This window comes from Pedobacter sp. Leaf194, from assembly GCF_001423945.1.
GTDB lineage: Bacteria > Bacteroidota > Bacteroidia > Sphingobacteriales > Sphingobacteriaceae > Pedobacter.
On the sequence record NZ_LMPU01000011.1, the window covers coordinates 59,808 to 80,056 of the forward strand.

General features: G+C 39.5%; 15 protein-coding genes. 11 read left to right on the forward strand and 4 right to left on the reverse strand.

The genetic code is table 11. The features are described 5' to 3' along the window. Window positions 1–38: 38 nt before the first annotated feature. Window positions 39–1,577, reverse strand: a complete 1,539-nt coding sequence (locus tag ASG14_RS16340; RefSeq protein WP_056872149.1) for an OmpP1/FadL family transporter — start codon at window positions 1,575–1,577, stop codon at window positions 39–41. 23 nt (window positions 1,578–1,600) lie between these two features. Then, window positions 1,601–2,560, reverse strand: a complete 960-nt coding sequence (locus tag ASG14_RS16345; protein WP_056872150.1) for a hypothetical protein — start codon at window positions 2,558–2,560, stop codon at window positions 1,601–1,603. A 174-nt stretch (window positions 2,561–2,734) separates the two neighbouring features. Here ASG14_RS16345 and proS point away from each other — a divergent pair, with 174 nt between their 5' ends. The 5 genes from proS (at window position 2,735) to tatA (ending at window position 7,431) form a co-directional block, all read left to right on the forward strand. Next, on the forward strand, window positions 2,735–4,207 hold the full coding sequence (proS, locus tag ASG14_RS16350; RefSeq protein ID WP_056872151.1) for a proline--tRNA ligase: 1,473 nt from the start codon (window positions 2,735–2,737) through the stop codon (window positions 4,205–4,207). 18 nt (window positions 4,208–4,225) lie between these two features. Next, a complete protein-coding gene (locus ASG14_RS16355) occupies window positions 4,226–5,413 on the forward strand; it encodes a cystathionine gamma-synthase (RefSeq protein ID WP_255352814.1) in 1,188 nt (395 codons plus the stop codon). A gap of 73 nt (window positions 5,414–5,486) precedes the next feature. After that, window positions 5,487–6,338, forward strand: coding sequence for a TIGR02757 family protein (locus ASG14_RS16360; RefSeq protein ID WP_056872153.1), 852 nt, complete (start codon window positions 5,487–5,489; stop codon window positions 6,336–6,338). Window positions 6,339–6,439: 101 nt separating this feature from the next. Next, window positions 6,440–7,060 (forward strand): Crp/Fnr family transcriptional regulator, encoded by a 621-nt coding sequence (locus ASG14_RS16365; RefSeq protein ID WP_056872154.1) that lies wholly within the window; start codon window positions 6,440–6,442, stop codon window positions 7,058–7,060. A 179-nt stretch (window positions 7,061–7,239) separates the two neighbouring features. Further along, window positions 7,240–7,431, forward strand: coding sequence for a twin-arginine translocase TatA/TatE family subunit (gene tatA, locus ASG14_RS16370; protein WP_056872155.1), 192 nt, complete (start codon window positions 7,240–7,242; stop codon window positions 7,429–7,431). Window positions 7,432–7,512: 81 nt separating this feature from the next. Here the strand turns inward: tatA and ASG14_RS16375 are convergent, their stop codons facing one another. Both ASG14_RS16375 and ASG14_RS16380 read right to left on the reverse strand, forming a co-directional pair. After that, the gene (locus tag ASG14_RS16375) at window positions 7,513–8,076 is read right to left on the reverse strand and encodes a hypothetical protein (protein ID WP_056872156.1); all 564 of its coding nucleotides are present in this window, start codon (window positions 8,074–8,076) and stop codon (window positions 7,513–7,515) included. A 234-nt stretch (window positions 8,077–8,310) separates the two neighbouring features. Next, window positions 8,311–9,405 carry an AI-2E family transporter gene (locus ASG14_RS16380; protein WP_056872157.1) on the reverse strand — a complete coding sequence of 365 codons (1,095 nt, stop codon included), beginning with the start codon at window positions 9,403–9,405 and terminating at the stop codon, window positions 8,311–8,313. Between the two features lie 423 nt (window positions 9,406–9,828). Between ASG14_RS16380 and ASG14_RS16385 the strand changes: the two genes are divergently transcribed. The 6 genes from ASG14_RS16385 (at window position 9,829) to ASG14_RS16410 (ending at window position 20,096) form a co-directional block, all read left to right on the forward strand. Next, window positions 9,829–13,209 carry a PAS domain S-box protein gene (locus ASG14_RS16385; RefSeq protein WP_056872158.1) on the forward strand — a complete coding sequence of 1,127 codons (3,381 nt, stop codon included), beginning with the start codon at window positions 9,829–9,831 and terminating at the stop codon, window positions 13,207–13,209. A 3-nt stretch (window positions 13,210–13,212) separates the two neighbouring features. Beyond that, window positions 13,213–13,620 (forward strand): response regulator, encoded by a 408-nt coding sequence (locus ASG14_RS16390; RefSeq protein WP_056872159.1) that lies wholly within the window; start codon window positions 13,213–13,215, stop codon window positions 13,618–13,620. A 22-nt stretch (window positions 13,621–13,642) separates the two neighbouring features. Beyond that, the gene (locus ASG14_RS16395) at window positions 13,643–14,038 is read left to right on the forward strand and encodes a LytTR family DNA-binding domain-containing protein (protein WP_056872160.1); all 396 of its coding nucleotides are present in this window, start codon (window positions 13,643–13,645) and stop codon (window positions 14,036–14,038) included. Window positions 14,039–14,393: 355 nt separating this feature from the next. After that, window positions 14,394–15,476, forward strand: a complete 1,083-nt coding sequence (locus ASG14_RS16400; RefSeq protein WP_056872161.1) for an efflux RND transporter periplasmic adaptor subunit — start codon at window positions 14,394–14,396, stop codon at window positions 15,474–15,476. Window positions 15,477–15,499: 23 nt separating this feature from the next. Then, entirely contained in the window at window positions 15,500–18,670 is a 3,171-nt protein-coding gene (locus tag ASG14_RS16405; RefSeq protein ID WP_056872162.1) for an efflux RND transporter permease subunit, read from the forward strand. Further along, window positions 18,663–20,096 (forward strand): TolC family protein, encoded by a 1,434-nt coding sequence (locus tag ASG14_RS16410; protein WP_056872163.1) that lies wholly within the window; start codon window positions 18,663–18,665, stop codon window positions 20,094–20,096. Before ASG14_RS16405 ends, ASG14_RS16410 begins: the two co-directional genes overlap by 8 nt. The last annotated feature ends 153 nt before the right edge of the window (window positions 20,097–20,249 follow it).

The window sequence follows — 20,249 nt, forward strand, 5'->3', positions numbered from 1 at the left end:
GCGAACTGCCGGGACTTTTATTTTTGGATAAAGATAATTTAAAACCTTACTCCGAAAGTTAAGAATACATTATCTGCTGTATTTTTAAGATTTGCAGTTGGCCCTACTCCGGTGACATTGTAATCAGGGTAGCTTGAAGAAATCGTGTAGGGTGAATTCGTAGAATCCCATTTGGTATGTCTATAAGTTACATCTACATAATAATTATCAAACCGATAGCCTAATCCACCACTATAAGCTTGCGTTGTAAAATCCAAGTTTTTGTAAGGCGAACCTGCGAATGAGTATCCACCTCGCAACATAAAATTGTCTACCACCTTAAATTCTAAACCTGCCCTATAATTAAAGTTGCCTTTATATAGATTTGCTACATCAAGATTGGTCCTTCTTTCCTCATTCGGGAAGTTAGAAGAAAAATGTATACTGCTATAATCTACATACTCAACATCAGCGGTAATTAATCCACTATTTCCCAAAATATAAGCCGCTCCACCACTAACTTTGTATGGCGTTCTTAATGAATATTCAGAGTTATAACTTGATAATGGATTAGTATACTCAGGAACTGCCGACCCGTTTGCTCTCCTATAAGACGCGTTCAAGTTTTCAGAAAAGTTATCTGTTAAGCTGTACCACGTAGGCGTTACAAAACTTAAGCCCAATCTTAATTCATTAACTGGTTTATAAATTAATCCGAGTTTGGCATTTATTCCATTTCCTTTGGTTTCCTGAATGGAATTGTAATCAAAAGTGTATGTTCCATTTAAAAAATCGGCTGGCTGACCTGTGTAGTTTAAGTTATTACCCGACTCAGTAAAAGCTAAATCAGAAGTATAATTGAGGTTAGTGAGTCCTAATGATAAACCCAAATAAAGTTTGTTTTCGTAATTTCCAGCCATCCCAATATTCACCTCAGATTGCGAACCAGATCTATTGATAACACTTTGCTGAGTGTTATTTAATGCTGTGGTAGGAAAATATCCTGCGGGGTCATATTCTATCAAAAAAGTATTGTATGCCATTTGTTCCAGCGAACCGGCAGCCAGAGCATCAGTGCTCGTGGCAGGATCACCTCCTCCCGAAGCTATTGCTAAATCAGCGAAATAATCGGCCATAGAACTTTTGGAGTTTTTTCCACCGTATGAGATTCTACTGTTAAAGTTATTCGTTTTATTATATCCAACACCGAAATTTAGACTTACCCAGCCACTATTCAAATCTGAACCTTTTGGTTTGTTAACCGGAGAGTAGAAAACCACGCCAACCTGGTTAATTCCGGCTTTACTGTTTTTATCAGATTGAGTGCTTCCCAGATATTCCGAGCCAACCTTGAAATTATTGAATTCCGGAGTGAAGGTAAATTCAGATTTTGTAAAAAAGCCTAAACCTGCAGGGTTACCGGAAAGCGAACTTATATCTCCACCCAATGCGGTTTGTGCACCGCCCAATCCTTTGAATCTGGCCGAGGAACCGAGTTCGGGTTGTGAAAATCTTAACACATCACTGGTGTATTGCGCATATAAAGAGTTGCTGGCAAGAACTATTCCTGCCACAATAAAAATTGATCTTAGTTTCATCTTATAAAATGTGTATGTGCTGATTATCTTCCTCCACCTCTTGTTGGTCTGCCGCCGCCACCGCCGCCGCCGCCTGAACTTGCGCCACCACCGCTACTTCCAGATGATTGCATTGGAGGTGGACTGTAGCTGCCACGATCTGGTCTGCTAGCAGGTTGAGATTGTTGAGTTTGAGGTTGTGGTCTGTAACTGTCATCACGAGATGGTCTTGAACTTACACCAGCTGGTCGGCCATTGATGGTTGAATTATTTCCATTTGAATACCTTTCTGGTCTGCCAGAATTATTTGTCGATACATTTGGTCTGCCGTAATTTCCACTAATTGGAGCCGTTCTAGAGCCCGATGCACCATATGCGTTGCGGTTGTCACCGTCTCGGTTTGGTCTTGCCCTGTTATTGCGGTTCGAATACACACCACCTAAGCCACCACCGTAGTAACCGCCTCCGCCACCATAAAAACCACCGCCCCAACCAAAACGGTCGTAGTAAGAGTATGGTCCCCAAGCGCCAGAATACCAGTATGGATTATACCCGAAGTAATTATAGTTGTATGGGTTGTTCCACATATTTCCGTAGCCAAAATAGCCACCCCAGCCACCTAAACCATAACCGCTTCCCCAATTTAAGCCATAGCCTAAAAAGTTGGTATTGCCGTAGCTGTTTCCGTAATAGTAATTATCGTAATATGGGTCAAAGTAGCCTCTAAAAGTACTGCCATTATAAAAACGATTTATCCTCGAAGAATAATCCATGTCATAATAAGGATTACTGGTTCCGTAATACTCGTCGTAATCCTGATCGTTTTGTGTTTGAACTTGTTGTTGTTGTGGCACCGGTGCAGCATATTCAACCTCCCTGGCTTTCGCAACAGTATTATAAACATCATCACCGGCGTTATTTTGCGCCAATTTTGATGTAGAGCATGATGCCACCAGCCCTGCGGCGGCTATCATAACAATGGGTAAAAATTTAATTGGTTTCATTGTGTTTATATTTAGTTGTGTGTGTCAAAAAAATAAAAATCCAGTCTCAAACTAAGAAGGAAATATAAATAATCCTAATGCTTGTGCTGATAATCGTTTTGTAGGCATAAATTTATAAATTTGTAACTTAATTTCACATTATTTAACACACAATTTACGTTCCAAATACATAATATGAGTAAAGAAATTACAAGTAGAGCAGCAGACTATTCCCAGTGGTATAATGATATCGTGATTAAGGCCGATTTGGCAGAACATTCTGCAGTACGCGGATGTATGGTGATAAAGCCTAATGGCTACGCCATATGGGAGAAAATGCAGGCCGTTTTAGATAAAATGTTTAAAGATACAGGTCATCAGAATGCTTACTTTCCATTATTCATACCTAAGTCATTTTTTTCTAAGGAAGCCTCTCACGTTGAGGGGTTTGCGACAGAATGTGCAGTTGTGACACATTATCGCTTAAAAAATGATGGAAATGGAAATATTGTTGTCGATGAAACTGCAAAGTTGGAAGAAGAATTAATTGTTCGTCCAACTTCTGAAACGATAATCTGGAATACCTACAAAGGTTGGATTCAATCTTACAGAGATTTGCCAATTCTGATTAACCAATGGGCAAATGTGGTGCGTTGGGAAATGCGCACCCGTTTATTTTTGCGTACGGCTGAATTTTTATGGCAAGAAGGTCATACCGCTCATGCTACCGCGCAGGAGGCGATAGAAGAAACTGAGCGTATGTTGCACATTTATGCTGATTTTGCGGAAAACTGGCTTGCCGTTCCGGTTATCCGTGGACGAAAATCGCCGAATGAGCGTTTTGCCGGCGCATTAGATACCTATTGTATCGAAGCCTTGATGCAAGATGGAAAGGCGCTGCAGGCGGGAACGTCACATTTCTTGGGTCAAAATTTCGCCAAAGCTTTTGATGTAAAGTTCACTGGCAAAGATGGTAAATTAGATTATGTGTGGGCAACATCGTGGGGCGTTTCTACCCGCTTAATGGGTGCATTAATTATGGCACATAGTGATGATTCTGGTTTAATTATCCCACCAAAACTTGCGCCGATTCAAGTAGTCATCGTTCCAATTTACAAGGGCGAAGATGATTTAGCCAAAATTACAACCTATGTTAATGAGCTGACAATGCGCTTAAAAGGCATGGGCATTTCTGTTAAATATGATGATCGGGATACACAAAGGCCTGGCTTTAAATTCGCCGATTACGAAATGAAGGGTGTGCCTATCCGCGTTGCCATAGGTGGCCGTGATTTGGAAAACAAAACCGTTGAGGTTGCCCGCAGGGATACAAAAACTAAACAAACTGTACCTCAGGAAGGTTTAGATATTTACATTGCTAAATTACTTGAAGACATCCAAACCAGTATGTTTAACAAAGCATTGGCCTATCGTGATGAACACATTACAGAAGCGAACAGTTACGAGGAATTTAAAACGCTTCTTGACGGTAAGGCCGGCTTCATTTCTGCACATTGGGATGGAACTCCGGAAACGGAACAAAAAATTAAGGAGGAAACTAAAGCTACAATCCGTTGCATTCCTTTAGATAATAAACTGGAAGACGGAGTTTGCATTTACTCGGGTAAGCCCTCAAAAGAACGTGTGTTGTTTGCCAGGGCATATTAATTTGACTAATTGACGTAAATATCCGTCTGTAACGCATCTCTAAGTTCACATCAAAATACAACGAAAATGAAATTCGCAACAAAAGCTATACACGCCGGTCAGGAGCCTGACCCAACAACAGGTGCCGTGATGACGCCTATATATCAGACGTCTACTTACTGGCAAAAATCGCCGGGCGACAATAAAGGTTATGAGTATTCCCGCGGAACAAATCCAACGCGTAAAGCCCTGGAGGATTGCCTGGCGGCTTTGGAAAATGCAAAATTCGGTTTGGCTTTTTCCAGTGGAATGGGTGCTACCGATGCCGTATTGAAGCTTTTGCAACCCGGAGATGAAGTTATTACCGGAAATGATTTATACGGTGGTTCTTATCGCATCTTCACAAAAATCTTTACCAAATACGGCATTAAGTTTCATTTTTTGGATTTGTCTAATCCAGAGAATATGCGGCCATACCTCAATGAAAAAACTAAATTGGTGTGGATTGAGACGCCAACAAATCCAACCATGCAAATTATTGATATTGAGGGCGTTGCGAAGATTACTAAAGAAAAGAACCTGATTTTAACGGTTGATAATACTTTTGCTTCGCCTTATTTGCAAAACCCGATTGATTTGGGTGCAGATATCGTAATGCATTCGGTAACGAAATATATTGGCGGGCATTCTGATGTTGTAATGGGCGCATTAATTACAAATGACGAGGCACTTTACAAAGACCTTTGGTTTGTGTACAATGCCTGCGGTGCAACTCCAGGTCCGCAAGATGCATTTTTGGTTTTGAGAGGAATTAAAACGTTGCACTTACGCATGAAAGCACATTGCGAAAACGGCGAAAAGATTGCTCACTATTTAAAAAATCACCCTAAAGTAGATAAAATTTACTGGCCTGGATTTGAAGATCATCCTAATTTTGAAGTCGCGAAAAGACAAATGAGGGGTTTTGGTGGGATGATTTCGATAACCCTGAAAGATGCAGATTTACAAGAAACTTTCAGGATTGCATCTAACTTCTCGGTTTTCACTTTGGCGGAATCACTGGGTGGGGTAGAATCGTTAATCAATCACCCGGCAACGATGACGCATGGTTCTATACCCAAGGAAGAACGTGAAAAAGTTGGCGTTACAGATAACCTGCTTCGCTTAAGCGTTGGTGTGGAAGATATCGACGACTTGCTCGAAGACCTGGAAAACGCATTGAAATAGTATTGCCCAAACTTTAAGAATCCGATAGTTAAGTGGTTTTTGCATTGAACTATCGGATTTTGTTTATTTTAAGATGGATTATTTAGACCTCAAAAATTTTCTTGATGGTAAAGTTGAGCAATACAACAAGCCCGATTTTATTGAAAATGATCCAATATGTATTCCACATTTGTTCCTTAAAAAACAAGATGTAGAGATAGCAGGTTTTTTCGCCGCTGTGTTAGCTTGGGGCCAGCGCAAAACCATAATCAATAAGTGTAAAGAGTTGTTAACCCGTATGGATAATGCGCCATATGATTTCGTTCTGAATCATCAGGATAATGATTTAAAGCAGCTGCTGGGTTTCAAGCACCGAACTTTTAATGATACTGATTTACTATATTTCATTGCTTTTTTCAAATCACATTACCTTAAGTTCCAAAGTTTGGAAAGTGCCTTTATTCCGACTGCCACAGAATTTTTGCCTGCTTATTTAGAGTCAGCTTCGTCTAGTTCTGAACCATTACAGGCATCAGCACCATGCCTTTCATCTAATCTGACTTTTAGCATTGAACAATCTTTGAACCATTTTAGAAGTTATTTTTTTTCTCTCAAAGACTTTCCGTACCGTACCAGAAAACACATCTCATCCCCGCAACAGAAATCAACCTGTAAAAGATTGAATATGTTTTTAAGGTGGATGGTTCGCAAGGATGAAAACGGTGTCGACTTCGGCATATGGAATACTTTGAAGCCGGCAGATTTAATTTGCCCTTGCGATGTTCACGTAGACCGGGTTGGCAGATTGTTAAACCTGATTCACCGCAAACAAACCGACTGGCAAACTGCGTTGGAACTAACCCAGAATCTTAGAACGTTCGATAACCTTGACCCTGTAAAATACGATTTTGCACTTTTTGGTTTGGGTGTGGAAAAAAAGATGTAACTGCAAAAATTTTTCACCATAAATAACTTCGTCTTTAAAATTCATCTTCTTATAATTGCGGTTTAAAGCACTGAGGGCTTTAATTTATCCCTAACAATTATATGATTGCAGTTAATTTGCCTGAAGAGGACCGGTGGAAAAAATACAACGGTTCTTCTCCGCTAATTTCGGTATTTAAACAATTTCACAATCTGAACAATGAGATTGAAGTGTACCTGAATCAAAATACCTTTCCGGTAAATTTTAAAAAGAACAAATTTATCATCACACCGGTTGAGCATAATGAAAGTCTTTTTTTGATTGTAAAAGGTATCGTAAGGGGCTTTATACAAGACAGTAAAACTGAGATTACAACGTGGATTGCGGGTGAAGGTGAAATTGTTGGTACAATACATTACGTTCGGGCAAAACAAGATTTTCAGGAGTACTTGCAGGCGCTTGAAGATGTAGAATTAATTTGTTTACCACGAGCAGTTTCAGATTATCTTTATGAGCATTATCCTGAGGCAAATATTGTCGGCCGGAAAATGATGGAACAGTATTATCGTGCCGCTGAGGAAAGCGCTTATTTATGCCGAATTTCGTCTGCCGAAAAGCGATACCGTAGATTTTTATCTTCTTTTCCCGATCTTATTAATCGGGTTTCCCTAAAGTACGTAGCTTCTTTTTTAGCAATCAGGCTGGAAACGTTGAGTAGAATCAGAGCCAAAATTCAGGCCTAGCAATTGAAATTTTAAGTTTTTGCTTTTCGGAGGTTTATATGTAAGAAAAATACCTTATTGCTAAGATTGCAATTGCCGGGCGATCCGAATTAATAGTACTGTGAAAAAAACCAATGGTTCGTAAAGTTCGTATGTAATGTTGATTTGCAAATGCAAAATCAAACTTAAACCTGAATCATATGACAACTACTATCGCAGCCTTATTGGGCGGTCCTGAAATGATTATCCTTGCATTAGCAATATTACTTTTATTTGGTGGAAAGAAAATTCCAGAACTAATGAAAGGCCTGGGTAAAGGCATCAAAGAATTTAAAGATGGCCAGGATGGTGCTGAAGTGCCAGTTCCGGTAAAAGAACCTGTTAAACCTTAATGTGTTAAGGCACATTAGTTAATATTTATAAAATTTTAGGGGCCGCATGCTATTGTTGAAATAGTATGCGGCCTCAACCATTTACATAGCGGCCGAAGCCAGGGCAATGCTGTACTGAAGTTTTTGATATGCCTTGCTGCTTGCAACTATTTTCTGTGCAAGCTGCGTCCATTTTGTTCCATTATTCCTGTAAATAAATATTGTGGCCGGAAATGTCGTTACATTATTATTTTTATCTACCAGGATGCCTTTTTTATTATCCTGTTGAAGAAAAGCATAAATAGAAAATGTTTTTTCTCCGAACGAATGGTTTATTATACCAAGAGCCAGCGTTTTATTAATCGATGCTTTCTCTTTAGCATTCTTCCCTTTAAATTTTTCATTCCATTTCGGCAGTGATTTTGGTACGCAAATAATTTTCGCATAGGTAGATTGTCCGTCGCGGTATATGAACATCGGTAAGTTTGTTATATGCCTGTCTGTATTGTCCGACTGTAAATCTCCGAGCCACGATAGCTTAATGTCTTCTGGCTTTTCGAATAAGTCGATTGCAACTGGTACAGGATTTTTCTTAAAAGCGAGCTTATTTACAGAGGATGGTAAGCTTAAACAAAGAAAGCTTAAGGCCAGCAGTAATTTGGTCATTATTGGTTAGTTTAACGGGATTTAATGCAATTTAAGCCAATAAAGAGAACTTTCTGTTTTGGTGAGAAAAAATGACATTTCGCCCAATATTCCGTATTATTTATTAGCAACTGCATTGGCTAAAGACTACCTTATCGTTATTTTTGTAAGATATTTCCTTGTCTTTCTGAACGAATTCTGTCCTTTATCTATTTTAAAGTCTAGAAATGTATGCTGATCGCTATAAAAAGTCGTTTACTTAACGGCAGCTACACTTCTTCTTCGTCGCATTCGCTTTAATTGGCCCATGTGTTCGGTGGGTATCGTATCGCCTAGGAGTTTACCCCATGGTTTTAAGCCTTCAATTCTATCAAAAATAATTTTTAGCACTGCGATAAAAGGAATGGAGAGAAACATGCCCGGCACGCCCCATAATGCAGCGCCCAAGAGTACAATTACAATAGAAATCAGCGCATTTATTTGAACTTTAGAAGAGACAATTCTTGGAACAAGTATGTTATTATCAATAAATTGAATTAAAGCATAAGATGCAATAATCAACAACTGAGTTGTGAACCCGTCCGACGTAAGCGTTGCCATTAATACGGGTAACGCAATCGCGATTATACCGCCGATGTATGGTAACAAGTTGAGTATCGCACCAATTACACCTATTAAAATTGCATTAGGAACGCCTAAAATTAACAATGCACTAGAATTCATTACCGCCACAATACCGGTTTCTATAAGCAAACCAATAATGTAGCTCTGGATGGCTGCCTTTGTTTCTGAAAGGATCTCACCAACTTTTTTCTGATTTTCTTCAGAAAAAACTTCATACAGAAAGTTCAATATCAAAGTTTTGTAAAGCATTATCAAAAAGGTGTAAACGGGAATCAGGAAAATTACGCTCAAAATGCCAAGCGCACCGCTAAGTGTTTGGCCAACCAATGCTTTACTGTTGTTCGCAGCTTCTTTCACCATCTGCACCTGCTTTTGCGTTGCAATACCGAAAGTTCTTTCCAGCCACGTTTGGATAATAACCAGCAATTCAGAAAATTTTTGCTTCATTGCTTCAACGTTATCAAAGAAATGGGCAATTTGTGATGAAAGAAAGTAGGCCAGCCCGGCGATAAACAGGAGCGCAATCAGCATCGCTAATATAATGGCTACAATTTTTGGTACGAATCGTTCAATTCTAACTGTTAAAGGGTTTAAAAGTATGGCTATCAGCGTAGCAAACGCTAAAGGTACAAGCACATCCCGCAGGGTGCTCAAAATAAAAACAGTTATTACAAGGCCAAGTAAAATTACCGGCGCCTTGATATAAAATGGATAGTTTTTGATCATATTTTCAGAATCGTAACACTGCTAACAAAAACAGCTTGATAATGTTCTGATTGTATGAAATAAAAGTTTACAATAAGCGTTATACAAACATAAGTTCAACACACTCCCCACAGTTAGCACTTTTGCGCCCGGTTCATAATTAAATGAATAGAATGAACATTTTTTTAAGCAAAAAATGAACAGGGGATTTGCCCAACCTGTTACTATTCCAATGCTTTCATTATCAGTACAATTTCCTAAAAGTTCCGAAGATTTCCGTTAGCGCTGGCTAATTTCCTTTCAAGCTTTCCTGTATAAAGTTTTACAGGTACATGTAATTAATTTGTAATACTGTTGAAATATAAATATTTTTCAAACTTTATATCAAACGGTTTTGATTTTTCTAAAGCTGAAAGTTAAAAGCGTGACTAAAATTCTAATAAAATGTTAAAGGATATCTTTCGGGAATTGTTTCGCAAATCGCTAACGGCTGCAATGCTGATAGAGGTGGCAAGCGATTATTTTGGGGTGTTAGAGGTGACAGATTCCTACTTACAGTTAATGGGGTTAAACAATCCGCTAATTTCTTCTGATTCTACACCTAACACTCTTGCTCATTTAATAGCTGATGAGAAAAGCTATAATTTAATTCTAGATCAGCTAAGGGAAGCAAAACATTCCAAACAAGTTTCAAGTTTTCCCTTTTTTCACGAAAATCAAGGCCGTGAATTTACTTGTATAGTCGAGCCTTATCATGCTACAGGGCAGGATTTCTCCTTTATCGTGGTCTCCTTTTCATTAGTTACTGTTCAAAATAGTCAGTCATTGGTAGAGAACACTGAGTTACCGGAGGATGAATTGATTAACAAGCGGTTTAATCACCTGATTCAGGATGGTTTAGACATGATTGCTATCCTTGATGATGCAGGAAACTACAAATATGTGGGCAATACATCACTTTCGGTTTTAGGCTTCGAGCCAGAATATTTCATTGGTCGAAATGCATTTGAATTTATCCACCCGGATGATGCAGAACAAGCAGTAATAGCGTTATCCAGCATCGCCGGGAAAAGCAGGGTTTTTCTACAGCCTTTTCGTTTCTTGCATCGTGATGGAAGCTGGCGATGGATAGAAACGATTTTAACTGACCTGCGTAAAGAGCCAACTGTAAATGGAATTGTTGCTAATTCAAGAGATGTTACCGATCAGATAGATGCCCGAAATAATGTTTTGCTCACAAACGAACGACTTCGTTACGTAACAAAGGCAAGTTCTGAGGCAATATGGGACTGGGACATAGCAACGGGCTCATTATCATGGGGTGAAGGTTTTACCAAATTTGGTTACCAGGCCGATGAGATGGAAGCTACAATCCAATCCTGGTATGCCAAAATACATCCCGACGATCTGGATAGAGTATTGCAAAGCATCCACCTCGTAATAGATAATAAGGAAACAAATTGGTTTGATGAGTACCGTTTGCTAAATGCAGATGGGAGTTACTCCTTCGTAGCCGATAAGGGTTTTGTGATTTTTGACAAGAATGGTGTAGCCCTGCGCATGGTAGGTGCTATGCAAGATGTTACCAAGACTAAAAAAGAAGAACAGCACCTGAAATTGCTCGAATCGGTGGTCTTAAATACAACGGATTCGGTTGCAATTATGGAAGTTGATCCGGAAAAATTTCCAATAAGTGAAATTGTTTATGTGAACGAAGCCTTCTGTAAAATGTCTGGCTACAGCTATGATGAAATTATCGGAAACTCGCCCAGAATGCTGGAAGGCTCCCGAACAGACCAGGAAGAGCTAAAGGGATTAATCCAGAAGTTATTGATGGGTTTACCTGGCGAGGCAACATTGATAAATTATAGAAAGAATGGAGAAGAGTTCTGGTTAAATTTATCGGTAACACCTATAGCTGATGATAAAGGGCAATTTAATCGTTGGATATCCATTCAGCGAGATGTTACACAATTAAAAGTTGAAGCAGTAAGACAAAGCCTGCTATCCGGAATAAGTGTATTATTTAACGACCCGGCTGATTTGAAGAAAACGGCTGCTTCGGTTCTCGATGAAATTAGTAAATGTGGTAATTTTTGTACAGCGGAACTTTGGCTGCCCGATGCTAATGAAATAAAGCTTAAACTATTTGCAAGGAGCGAGGTAGATGAAAGGATGGAACGTTTTTACGAGGAAACTGCAGATTTAATGGTTTGTAAAAGGGGAGAGGGACTTGCAGGCCGCGTTTGGCACGAAATGAAGGCCGAAGATACATCCATATCGGGTATAAAAGTTGAAGGCAAACGGATTCCTGCTGCAATAAATGCCGGGATAAAACATGTTTACGGCCTGCCGCTTATTTATAATGGCAAACTCGTAGGTGTTTTAGTCCTCGCTGTAAGGGCCAGCCATAAATTGGAAGGTATGGCTATACTTTCCGATAACTTTTCTGAATTTTTAGCAGGTGAGATTAAGCGGAAACTTTTAGAACAGGAACTTGGTGAGGTATTTGAGTTCGCACCCGATATTTTAGCAACGCTCGATTATGACGGTTACTTTAAAAGGATAAATCCGGCCGCGGCAGATTTGTTGGGTTATTCGGAAGCTGAATTGCTGAAAAAACCCGCTCAGTACTTTGTTCATCCTGCCGATAGGTTTGCCACGATAAGAATGATAAAGAAGCTTAGCAGAGGCGATAAAGCAATGAGTTTCGAGAATCGTTATCTAACAAAATCAGGTCAGGTGAAGTGGCTCTCGTGGACAGCAAATGCGGTTTCAGTCGACGGATTAATATTCGCGGTTGCAAAAGACATCACAGAAAAAAAAATGCTTGCAGATTTGTTGCATAAAACCAACAGTCTGGCAAGGATAGGAAGCTGGGAAATAAATGTAGTTGATGGGACGGTCTTTTGGTCTGATGTAACTAAAGAAATAAGGGAAGCCGAGCTGGATTTCCAACCTGATTTAGACACAGGAATTCATTATTTTAGAGATGGTAAAGATAAAGATACCATAAAGGCAAAGGTACAGGCATGCATGATGCACGGAACACCCTGGGATGAAGAACTTGAAATTGAAACTTTTAAAGGCAACTTTAAATGGATTAGAACAATAGGGCAAGCCGAAATGGTAGATGGAAAGTGTTTCAGGATTTTTGGAAGTTTCCAGGATATCGATGCAAGAAAACGTGCAGAATTGTTGAACAGTGAGATTTTGGCAGAGGTTGCAGAATCAGAGAAACGATATAGCGAGCTTTTTCATTTTAGTCCGCTGCCGATGTGGGTTTACGATTTAAATACTTTATACTTTTTAGATGTAAACCTCGCTGCCATAAGACATTATGGATACAGCAGAGAAGAATTTCTCTCAATGACAATCCGTGATATCCGGCCTGAAGCTGAAATTCCGGCGCTGGAGCAGGCTTTGGAACAGATAAGAAGTGGTCAATTGCTGTACAACAGAACGGTATACAGTCATCAAACCAAAGATGGCAACATTATCAAAATCGATATTCGAAGTACACCAATGCTTTTTAAAGGAAGAGACGCAAAACTTATCGTTGCATCAGACATTACCAAAGAATTGTTGTATATAGATGCGATTGAAGAAAAGAACACCCGGTTAGAAGAAATTGCGTGGATACAGTCGCACACGGTTAGGGCACCATTAGCAAGAATTATGGCCCTTGTGGATATGCTTGGCAATGAAGCAAAGCAAAACGTAATTACAAAGGAAGACATACAAAAACACATTCAAACTTCTGCTGCAGAACTCGATAATATTATACGGGAGATTACAGCAATGTCTGACAAAACAAATTTATAAGGAATGAGTGAGAGAGAAATTTTAGTTATTGATGATGACCCGATCATATTGATGATTCATCAGGCGGTTTTAGAATCGGCCCTGCCAGATTCTACCTGCAAATATTTTGAAGACGCAGGCGATGCACTCCTCTACATGGAAGAGCAAAAAGAACAGTGTAAAAAATTTCTGCTTCTGCTGGATATTAATATGCCAATGATAAGCGGCTGGGATTTGGTTGAAGAAGTAAGTGCCAGCGTTTTTAAGGAAAATGTTTCGGTGGTAATGGTTACTTCCTCTATAAACGAACGTGATAAACAAAAGGCAAATACCTACGATAATATTTACGATTTTATTAGCAAACCTTTGAAGGAAGAGCACCTTGAAAAGTTGAAACAAATAAAAGAAATTACCGATTTTATTGCGCAGTAAAAAATTTTAATCTCAAAATAAAATGAAACCATCTGAAAAAACAGCCTATAGTTGCGTAATTCTCGACGACGACCCGTTAAGTGTTTTCCTGTTGGAAAGTTATTTAACTAATATTGATAAGCTAGCTTTGAAGGGCACTTTTACCGATCCGGTGGCTGCAATGGCGGCATTTCAAAATTTTGAGCTAATCGATTTCCTGTTTCTTGATATTGGGATGGAGGTATCTGGACTAGATTTAGCAAGGATGCTGAAAAAAAAGGCCAGGTATATTATTTTTGTAACCGGGCATGAAGAGTACGCTGTGAAAGCCTTCGAAAATGGTGATGCATACCTGATAAAACCTGTTGATTTTGATACAGTGCTAAAAACGATTAATAACCTGATTAGTAAAAACCTGACTAGGAACCGTTTGAAATAACAAGATTGTGTTTATCAAAATTATTATTATTGATTAAGCGTCGTCGTTTGCGCTTAATCGTATGTCTTTAAACCTACCTCATCTGTATTAAAACATTGTTCCCAAATCTGCAATGATTTCTTCAAAAATCTGCTTTGGAAAACACTTTTTACGCTAAACCTAAGTGTAAAATTTACACCTGAATTTTAACTTCATTATAACTTCATAATTCTATGGTTATTTCGTATCAGAATTAATCAACGGATAGCCCTAGTTTATTGAAGTCTCTCGTCTGCACTTGCAGTATCGTCTTTTATAGATTAACTATCTGAAGGTTAATAAGAAAAATAAATCAGATAAAACTATCAGTAAAAAGATGAAGAGAAATGTCATGTTCCTTGGCCTGTGTGCTTTACTCTACGTAACAGGTTGTACCGAGAAAAAAGAAGAAAAAGAAGAAGTAGCAACATATGCGGTAACTTCGCCCGTAAAAATTGATACCTCTTTTACGAAAGAGTATGTTTCGCAAATTAAATCTGTGCGAAATATCGAAATCCGTGCCCTTGAAAAGGGTTACCTCCAAAACATTTATGTAGATGAAGGGCAGCATGTGCATGCCGGGCAGGTTCTGTTTAGAATCATGCCTAAAATGCTTCAGGCTGAACTTTTGAAGGCACAGGCAGAAACTAAAGCTGCAGAAATTGAGCTGGAGAATACAAAATTACTGACCGATAAGAATGTCGTTTCTAAAAATGAACTTGCAATGGCAAGAGCAAAACTGCAGGGCGCTAATGCAGAAACAGCGATGGCCAAGATGCATTTGGCATTCACAGAAATAAAGGCACCTTTTGATGGCACCATCGATCGCATTCCTTTGAAATTGGGAAGTATGGTAGATGAAGGCGCTCTGTTAACCAGTCTCTCCGATAACAGTCAGGTTTTCGCTTATTTTAATGTTTCCGAACCAGAATACCTAAGTTACCAATCGGCTGCAAAGGCCAAAGGACAGCAGGAGGTAGGTTTGTTACTTGCAAATAATGAAATGCTAAAATCGAAAGGTAAAGTTGAAGTTATTGAAAGTGAATTTAACAATGAAACGGGCAATATAGCCTTCCGTGCCAGGTTTAACAATTCGGATAACTTGCTTAGAAATGGCGAAACCGGCAAAATTCAGATGGTTGTGCCCTTAAAAAATGCAATTGTTATTCCACAGAAAGCAACATACGATATCCAGGACAAAACATATGTTTTTGTTGTAGATAGCAAAAATAAAGTTCATTCAAGAGCAATTACTGTTGCCAGCGAATTACCAGATTTGTATGTTATAAGCGATGGTTTAGCACTTGGAGATAAAATATTGCTCGAAGGCGTACAGAAGGTTAAGGATGATGACAAAATCGCCTATAAATTCCAGAATCCCCAAGAAGTTATCAAACAGTTAAGATTGAAAACCGAATAATCTTAAACCCTCATACTTAATTTATGTTTAGCAAATTCATACAAAGGCCCGTCCTTTCTATAGTTATATCGCTTGTAATCGTGTTTCTTGGTGTGCTGGCAATCAGCTATCTGCCAGTTACGCAGTTTCCATCTATTTCGCCACCTAAGGTTAATATTACTGCAGAATATCCTGGAGCGAACAACGAATTATTAATAAAATCAGTTGTCATTCCGTTGGAGCGGGCCTTAAATGGTGTTCCCGGTATGAAATATATTGCATCCGATGCAGGTAATGATGGCGAAGCGTCTATTCAGGTAGTGTTCAATCTGGGTACCGATCCTAACCAGGCATCATTAAACGTTCAAAATCGTGTGGCTGCGGTAACGAATAAACTTCCTCCATTGGTTGTTCGGGAAGGGGTTAAAATTACCCGGGAAGAATCTAACATGTTGATGTACATTAACTTGTATAGTAAAGACCCGAAAATGAACCAAAACTTCCTATACAATTTTGCAGATATTAATTTACTTGCAGAGCTAAAAAGGATTGATGGTGTAGGTTTCGCCGATATTCTTGGTGACCGGGATTATGCAATGCGTATCTGGCTAAAACCCGACCGCATGCAGGCCTATAAAATTTCTGTTGATGAAGTGATGAAAGCGCTTGATGAACAGAGTTTAGAAGCATCGCCCGGTAAAACAGGTGAGAGTTCTGGAAAAAGATCGCAGGCTTTTGAATATGTTTTAAAATATTCTGGCCGATTTAACACCAAAGAAGGTTATGAGAATATTGTTTTAAGAGCAAATGCCAATGGCGAAATGCTGCGCTTAAAAGATGTTGCCGATGTAGATTTCAGTGCTTCTGCTTACAACCTATATTCAACATTAAACGGAAAGGCTTCGGCGGCGATTGTGTTAAAACAATCGTACGGTAGTAATGCAAGCCAGGTAATTAAAGATGTTAAGGCCAAAATGGCTGAGATTAAGGCAAGTTCGTTTCCTAAAGGATTGGATTATGAAGTAAGCTACGACGTTTCGAAGTTTCTGGACGCATCGATAGAAAAGGTTATCCACACACTTGTGGAAGCATTTATTCTGGTAGGCTTAGTTGTATTTCTCTTCCTTGGCGACTGGCGTTCTACCGTTATTCCGGCTATTGCAGTTCCGGTTTCCCTTATCGGAACATTTGTATTTATGTCGTTTTTTGGAATCACGCTGAATTTAATAACCTTGTTTGCGCTCGTGCTTGCAATTGGTGTTGTTGTGGATGATGCGATTGTTGTTATTGAAGCTGTACACGCAAAAATGGAAAACGATCCAAAATTGTCTGTACTCCGGGCAACACAGGAAGCCATGAAGGAAATAAGTGGTGCCATTATCGCCATTACCTTCCTTATGGCATCGGTTTTCATTCCGGTAACATTCATGTCCGGGCCGGTTGGTATTTTTTACCGTCAGTTCTCCATTACCATGGCAACCGCGATTATCCTTTCGGGTATTGTTGCCTTAACCCTCACACCGGCTTTATGTGCCATCATGTTGAAAAATAATCATGGTCATGCTAAAAAGAAAACCATTGTAGATAGATTTTTAGATGGGTTTAACCGCGGTTTCGCGAAACTATCAGGCAAATACGAACTGGTTTTAACAAAGGTTGTTAGCAGGAGATTAGTAACCTTCGGGGTTTTAATTTTATTCTGCCTGGGTATTTGGGGCTTGAGTGGCAGCGTACCGTCAGGCTTTATTCCTAACGAAGATCAGGGTATGGTTTATGCAATTATTCAAACCCCGCCCGGATCTACTTTGGAACGTACCGACCAGGTTGCAGAGCGGTTACAAAAAATGTGTGAAGGCATTGATGGCGTGAAATCGGTATCTTCTCTCGCCGGTTATGAAATCCTGACAGAAGGTACGGGCTCAAACTCGGGAACCTGTTTAATAAACCTTAAAGACTGGGATGAACGTAAAGGTTCTGCTCAAGACATCATTAAGGAACTCGAAGAAAAATCTAAATCGATTCCGGGTGCAACAATCGAATTTTTCCAGCCACCCGCAGTTCCGGGTTATGGTGCGGCAGGAGGTTTTGAACTTCGTTTGCTGGATAAGGCGGGTAGTGGCGATTATAAAAAGATGGAAACAGTTGCTAACGATTTTGTTCGCGAACTTAATAAACGCAAAGAGCTATCCTCTGTGTTTACATTTTATAGTGCCAGTTTTCCACAGTATATGCTAAATATTGATAATGATATAGCACAGCAAAAAGGAATTACCATTGATAACGCAATGAACACGCTTTCTACATTTGTCGGCAGTAATTATGAAACTAGTTTCATCAAGTACGATCGCCAGTATAAAGTTATGGTGCAGGCTTTGCCACAATACAGAGCTTTACCCGAAGACATTTTAAAATTATCGGTTAAAAATGATAAGGATGAGATGGTTCCGTTTTCAGCTTTTATGAAAATGCAACGGGTTTATGGTCTTTCAGAAATCACAAGACATAACATGTATAATGCTTCCGAAATTAGCGGTCAGTCTGCACAGGGTTATAGTTCCGGAGAAGCCATTGCCGCGATAACTGAAGTTGCCAAAAAGACTTTACCAAGAGGTTTCGGTATCGATTGGGCGGGTATTTCTAAAGATGAGGTATCGAGAGGTAATGAGGCGATATACATCTTTTTAATCTGTCTTGGCTTCGTTTACCTGGTGCTGGCGGCACAATACGAGAGTTTTATATTACCGCTTTCTGTAATTTTATCACTTCCCGTTGGGATTTTTGGCGCCTTCCTTTTCCTCAAAATTCTAGGTCTGGAAAACAACATTTATGCGCAGGTAGCCATGGTAATGCTGATTGGTTTGCTGGGTAAAAACGCCGTGTTAATTGTTGAGTTTGCCACACAAAGGCAGGCACAGGGGGCCACGGTTCTAAAAGCAGCCATGGAAGGTGCAGGTGTTAGGTTCAGGCCAATTTTAATGACTTCGTTTGCCTTTATTGCCGGTTTAATTCCACTGATGATTGCCAGCGGCCCTGGTAAAATAGGAAACAGAACGATTGGTTCTGCCGCGGCTGGTGGTATGCTTTTCGGAACCATTTTCGGTGTCGTTATCATCCCAGGATTATACTACGTATTTGGAACAATTGCAGCAAAACATAAGCTGATTAAAATTGAAGAAGAACATCCATTAACTGAAGAAATAGAAGATAATGTTTAAAAGAAATATTTATAAGTGCGTTGGCCTGTTAATTATTTGCGCTACGTACTCGGCATGTAAAGTTCCTGATTTTGCACAACGCGATGAGCAAAAAAACCTGCCAATGGGTTTCAGCAACTCATCTGACAGTACAAATACTGGCAAAATACAGTGGAAACAGTTCTTTACCGACCCAAATCTGGTTAGTTTAATCGATACTGCCCTGAAAAATAATCAGGAATTAAATATTACCCTGCAGGAGATTGAAATCGCTAAGAATGAAATCAAAGCCAGAAAGGGCGAGCTATTACCAACTGTGGGCTACAGGGTTGGTGCTGGATTAGAGAAAGTTGGCCGCTACACTAGTTCTGGCGCTGGTGATGCATCTACCGACATTACGCCGGGTAAGGAAGTGCCCGATGTGCTGCCTGATTATGCTTTCGGCTTGCAGGCAAACTGGGAGGCCGATATTTGGCACAAACTACGCAATTCAAAAAAGGCTGCGGTAAATCGCTACCTTTCTACCGTAGAAGGCAAAAACTTCGTAATTACCAACCTGGTTGCAGAAGTGGCCAATGGCTACTATGAGTTGCTGGCTTACGATAACCAGCTGGCTATCGTAAAACAAAACATTGCCTTACAAACCAATGCATTAGAGTTGATGAAAATTCAAAAACAGGCAACACGGGTAACTGAACTGGCGGTAAGAAAATTTGAAGCGGAGGTGTTAAATTCAAAAAGTTTGGAGTTTGATATTGAACAGAACATTACAGAAAGTGCAAATAAGATTAACTTTCTGCTAGGTCGCTATCCTCAGCCAATCGTTCGGGATAAAACAAGTTTTACGGATTTGGTTCCCCCAAGAGTACAGGCAGGTTTACCTTCGCAATTATTGGCAAACCGCCCGGATATAAAACAGGCAGAATTCGATTTAGCAGCAGCGAAATTAGATGTAAAGGTTGCTAAAGCCCAATTTTATCCTTCACTGGGCATTTCTGCCACAATTGGTTACCAGGCCTTTAATCCTTCATACCTGTTGAGAACGCCCGAATCTTTAGCTTATTCGTTAGCAGGGGATTTGGCTGGGCCGTTGATTAATCGTAATGCCATTAAAGCTGAATATTTAACAGCCAATGCAAAGCAACTTCAGGCCGTGTTCAATTATGAAAAAACGGTACTAAATGGCTATATCGAGGTCGCTAATCAACTTTCGAACATTACTAATCTTCAAAAAAGTTACGATTTGAAATCGAAACAAGTCCTTGCTTTAACGCAGTCAATCGATATCTCAAATGATTTGTTTAAATCCGCAAGAGCAGATTACTTCGAAGTTTTAATGACTCAGAGAGATGCGTTGCAATCAAAACTAGAATTAATAGAAACTAAAAAGCAACAACTCAATGCTGTTGTAAACATCTACCATGCACTTGGCGGTGGCTGGAACTAATAAAAACATTTATTATTCAACAAAGGATGGCTCTTTCAAGCCATCCTTTGTTATTTAATGGTAGAACTAAAATCGAAATACTTAAAACGCAAGTTTGTTATCTCGCAATTTCCGGCCTCGGTTGCTAAGGCAGCAAACTGTATTAGCTGGAAG